This is a genomic window from Salinigranum sp. (genome assembly GCF_041641895.1).
Classification (GTDB): Archaea; Halobacteriota; Halobacteria; order Halobacteriales; family Haloferacaceae; genus Salinigranum.
This window is the reverse complement of record NZ_JBEPXO010000142.1, coordinates 1-4,483: the sequence shown is the minus strand read 5'-3', so window position 1 is coordinate 4,483 and position 4,483 is coordinate 1. Positions and strand designations below refer to the sequence as shown.

Here is a 4,483-nt window from a genome sequence, read left to right as displayed (position 1 = left end):
CGCCTTCGTCTGCGACTTCGAACTGACGAACGCCTGAGACATGGAGCACCGACAGGAAACCAGAAGCGGTCGCCAGAGCCGCAGGCTCGGTCCCCGGGAGACACGATTCGTCGGCCTGGGAGTGTACGTGCTCGCGCTCGTGGCCTGGCTCGCGATGGTCGCCCGGGTGCTCCCGATGCCCGGAGGAGGGGGCACGGGAGCGGCGCTGGATGTGGCGGACCCCGGTGTCCCCGAGATGATGGCCGCCGGTGCGGGGTTCCGGGGGTGGGTGCTCTACCTCGTCATGTGGGGTGTCATGATGATCGCGATGATGTACCCGTCGTCGGTCCCACTCGTGCGACTGTACCACGGGACGCTGGCCGCGCATCCGAGACACGAGCGGCTGCTCCGTGTCGGGGCGTTCCTCGGGTCGTACACGCTCCTCTGGACGAGTGTCGGCGTCGTCCCACTGCTCGTGAACCAGTTCGTGCCGCTCGGACGTATCGCGGGAACGGGGGTCGTGTTCGGTGGGACACTGCTCCTGCTCGGCGTGTACCAGCTGTCGTCGTACAAGGACCAGTGTCTGCACCACTGCCGAACACCACTGGGGTTCCTGCTGACGCACAGCCGTCCCGGCATCCGGGGAGCCGCACGGATGGGGCTCGAGCACGGGCGGTTCTGTCTCGGCTGCTGCTGGGCGCTGTTCGCGTTCATGGTCGTCGTCGGGACGATGAACCTCGTCTGGATGGCGCTCATCACCGTCGTCCTCTCGGTCGAACGGACGGTGTCGTGGGGTGGCCGACTCGCGCGAGGCGTCGGCGTCGTCGCGTGCGTGGCCGGTGTCGTCGTCCTCGGGACGGTGGTCCTCGGCGTGTAGCAGGCAGGAACGAGGCGGTCAGCCGTGGGGGGGCTCAGCCCCGCCGGTCGCGGACGGCGTCGGCCGCCTTCGCCGGGACCGAGAGGGCGTTGAACCCGATGCCGACGAGGATGAAGAGGGTGTACAGCCCGAGCGTCGAGAGGAAGAGGACGACCATGGCGAGGATGGCCCAGAGGCCGTCGAGGAAGAAGAACGCCCCGAGGGTCATCACCGTTCCGTAGAGCAGCACGAGGTAGGGACCCCAGCCGCGCGCCTTCCCGCGTCGCATCCGCCGGCGGACGTAGCGTTTCAACTCGGCCTCGACGTCCGCCTTCGGGAGCGTCCGGTCGTCGACGTCGCGTTCGAAGTCGTCGAGGTCGGCCCGGAGCTCCTCGACGCGGCGTTCGAGGTCTGAGATGTCAGGCGCACCGCTCGGTTCGACCTTGCCTTCGAAGTCGGGTTCGCCCTCGCTCATTTCTGCTGGTTCGTCACGTCGGCTTCCCGCGTGTTGTACCTGCCGGTCCCGGTCATCCCCCGTCCGCCCGCCGACGACGGCGTTGATGACCGCGCCGGTGAGGATGAGGATGCCGGAGAGGTAGAACCACGTCATGAGCAGGAGCAGCGCGCCGAGGGCACCGGCGACGCTCCCACCGGCCTGCTGGGCGTAGATGCCGAACAGCGTGCCCAGCGCGGCCCAGCCGACCGCCGCGAACACCGTCCCCGGGAGGACCTCGCGGAGGCTGACGTCGGCGTCGGGGAGGATGTAGTAGAGCGGCAGGAAGGCGACGGTGAGCGTCCCGAGGAGGAGGAACGGCCCGGCGAGGGCGACGAGCGTCGAGTCGACGACGGCGAGCAGACTCCCGAGGACGACGACGCCGGTGACGCCGACGCCGATGGAGACGAGCGCCGCGGTGCCGTCTTTCAACTGGTCGACGATGCCCCGCCCGGCGACGGCGTAGATGCGACTGAACGCCGTGTCGAGCCCCCGGAACACCTTCAGCGCCCCCCAGACCGTCAGGAGGAGGCTCACGACGCCGAGCCCTCCCTGTGCGGTCCGGTCCGCGAGCGCCTGCCCGACGAGCGCCTCCCCGGCGGGCAGGTTGGCGTCGACCTGGGCCAGAATCTGCGCGCGGAGCGCGTCGCCGCCGACGAGGACGGCGACGACGAGCGCCAACACGAGCAGCGGGACGAGCGAGACGAGGATGTAGTACGAGATGCTCGCGGCGAGGAACGTCACCTCCTTCTCACGGACCGTGTTCAGGACGGTGCGGGCGGTACCGGCCGAAGAACGTGTAGCCATCGCGAGAGGTTTCTGCCTACCGGTACAAGAAGACGGCGCTCCGCGACGCTAGAACAGGTCGTCAGTCGCCGCCCGCATCTCGGAGACCGAGGCAGTCGTCTTCAGCGCAGTGCCGTGGTAGTGGGCCCGTGAGGCCTCGTAACCGGCGTCTTCGAGCGCCGCGACAAAGTCGTCCATCCCCGGGGCGGGGACGCCCCACTGCTTGCAGAGTTTGTGCTGGTCGTAGTGGGTCGGGGCCGTCACCTCCGCCGCCAGCGTCTCCAGCAGTGAACGTGCCGCCTTCGCCTCGCCCATGTCGTCGGTGACGTGGGCGCGGACGGCGCAGGCGAACTCGGCGTCGCGGACCGACCCGAGCCAGACGGGCCCCGCGGTGCGGACCGACGACCCACAGTGCGGACACGCCTCGGGCGGGTGCGCGACCAGCCCCGTCTCCGACGAGCGGTGGAGGCAGTCGTCGCAGTGGTGGACGTACCCCAGCTCGTCGATGGCCGCGTCGGCGCTGGTCGCGCGGTGGTCGAGTTCGAGATACGTCCGCGCGTAGTGGCGGGTGACGTGCGAGAGAATCGGCACGGCGGCAGTGTCGTACCGGGCGGCGGTCCGGACGAGCGCCGAGACGAGGACGCGGAGCCCCATCTCGGCGTGGTACTCCGTGTTCTGCGGCACCGTGGCGTACTTGCGCACGCCGGAGTTGAAGTGGGCGCCACAGAGCGGCGCGGTGTCGGTCGCCGTCACGCAGACGAGGTCACGGGTGTTGGCGAAGGCGCTGTCGGCGAAGGGCATCGGCGTCCCGAACGGGTCGACGTCGACGACGTCGAACGGACCCTCGTCGTGCAGGAGGGCGTTGACGTCGCGGTGGACCGCCTCGCCCGCGACGTCGTTGCGCGCGAGGTTCTCACGAGCGAGGGCGACTGCGTCGCGGTCGACGTCCGCACAGGTCACGTCGTAGCCCTCGCGTCCCGCGCGAACACCCCTGATTCCCGAGGCGGCCATCGCGTCGAGGTACGACGACGCACGGGGGTCCCGGTCGCGGTACGCGCGGAGGACGGCGACGGTGACGTCGCGGTTGAGTTCCTGCGTCGGGTTGAAGAAGACGCCGTCGCCACTGCCGTCGGAGGCACCGTCGCGGGCCTCGGGCACCGCCACCTCGACCCCCCCTTCGCTGACGAGCATACCCCCACTCGCCGAGCGCCGGGCAAAGCGGTTGTGATACCGAGACGGACGGGGTGACCGAACGCCTTTTGTCCGCATCGGGCAAACCGCGTGCCGTGACCGGCGTCGACGACGAAGGAGGGAGCGAGGAGGACGACGGGGGCGAGAGCGAGGGGAGCGACGCCGCCGACGCGGCCGCCACTACGTCGTCCGCTGACGCCGCCGACACCGAAGTCGACCCGACCGAGGACTGGCGAGCGGCGCTCCGGGAGACGGGTCGACTCACGCCGGCCATCGTCGACGCGATCGTCTCGACGCACAGCAGACGGGGCCAGCGAGCCATCGAGGCCGTCTCCGAGGGTCGGGTGAAGCGCTACCGCGACTTCACCGTGGTGGTGGGGTACGACGACGAGTACATCATCGAGGAGGGCCAGTGCACCTGCAAGGACGCCGAGTACAACCTCGACCAGTCCGACCCGCGCGAGCGCTGCTGGCACTCGCTGGCCGTCGACGTCGCCGACGCCCTCGGAGAGGTCGACTACCACGACATGTGGTACTCGGAGGTCCGGGAGTTCCTGTGAGGTGGCGTTCGGTGCTCGATCTCCCGCTCGTGTGAGAGAGTGGTGACGGAGTACCGGGCAGTGACGGAGTGCCGGACGACGGAGAGAGACGAGCGGAAGCGCTATTGACCTCGGCAGTCGACTGTCATCACGCTATGACCGACGGCGACCTCTCAATCGAAGAGAAACGCGTCTTCGCGTCGAAGGCCGGCAAGACCGAGGTGTTCGTCGCCGCGGGCGTCGGCTGTGTCGTGGTCGACGTCTCGGGCGACCGGGTCGGTGGCTTCCGCGTCGACCACCACTGTACCGCCCGGGACGTCGCCGGGACCGGAGGGAGAATCGCCGTCGCGACTGACGAGGACGTCCTGCTCGCGCCGGGGTACGAGGGGCTGGGATTCGGCCCCGCGGTGGCGGTGGGACTCACCGCCGAACAGGTCGTCGCCGTCGGCGAGGACGGGTCCGTCGGGACGCTCGCGTTCGACGACGACACGCGGTCGTGGCGGACCGTCGGCGGCGTCGACGGACCGCGGGCGGTCGACGGGCGACTCGTCGCGGGCGAGGAGGGCGTCTTCCGCGTCACCGACCGTGACCTCCGGCACGCCGGACTCGACGACGTCCGCGACGGCGCCGCGGCCGGGC

4 protein-coding genes and 1 pseudogene are annotated in these 4,483 nt (G+C 70.0%); 3 read left to right on the top strand and 2 right to left on the bottom strand.

What is annotated here, in order from left to right; all coding sequences use genetic code 11:
• The first annotated feature begins 40 nt into the window (after positions 1 to 40).
• Positions 41 to 856 (top strand): DUF2182 domain-containing protein, encoded by an 816-nt coding sequence (locus ACESK5_RS18850; protein WP_372913125.1) that lies wholly within the window; start codon positions 41 to 43, stop codon positions 854 to 856.
• A gap of 34 nt (positions 857 to 890) precedes the next feature.
• On the opposite strand, the gene ACESK5_RS18845 is transcribed toward ACESK5_RS18850, so the two are convergent.
• Positions 891 to 2,135: a YihY/virulence factor BrkB family protein gene (locus ACESK5_RS18845; protein WP_372913124.1), complete on the bottom strand. Its 1,245-nt coding sequence runs from the start codon at positions 2,133 to 2,135 to the stop codon at positions 891 to 893.
• Positions 2,136 to 2,183: 48 nt separating this feature from the next.
• Positions 2,184 to 3,305 (bottom strand): tRNA (guanine(26)-N(2))-dimethyltransferase, encoded by a 1,122-nt coding sequence (locus ACESK5_RS18840; protein WP_372913123.1) that lies wholly within the window; start codon positions 3,303 to 3,305, stop codon positions 2,184 to 2,186.
• A 272-nt stretch (positions 3,306 to 3,577) separates the two neighbouring features.
• Here ACESK5_RS18840 and ACESK5_RS18835 point away from each other — a divergent pair, with 272 nt between their 5' ends.
• Both ACESK5_RS18835 and ACESK5_RS18830 read left to right on the top strand, forming a co-directional pair.
• Positions 3,578 to 3,865 carry a hypothetical protein gene (locus tag ACESK5_RS18835; RefSeq protein WP_372913126.1) on the top strand — a complete coding sequence of 96 codons (288 nt, stop codon included), beginning with the start codon at positions 3,578 to 3,580 and terminating at the stop codon, positions 3,863 to 3,865.
• Between the two features lie 134 nt (positions 3,866 to 3,999).
• Positions 4,000 to 4,483 (top strand): annotated as a pseudogene (locus tag ACESK5_RS18830) (hypothetical protein); the annotation flags it as partial.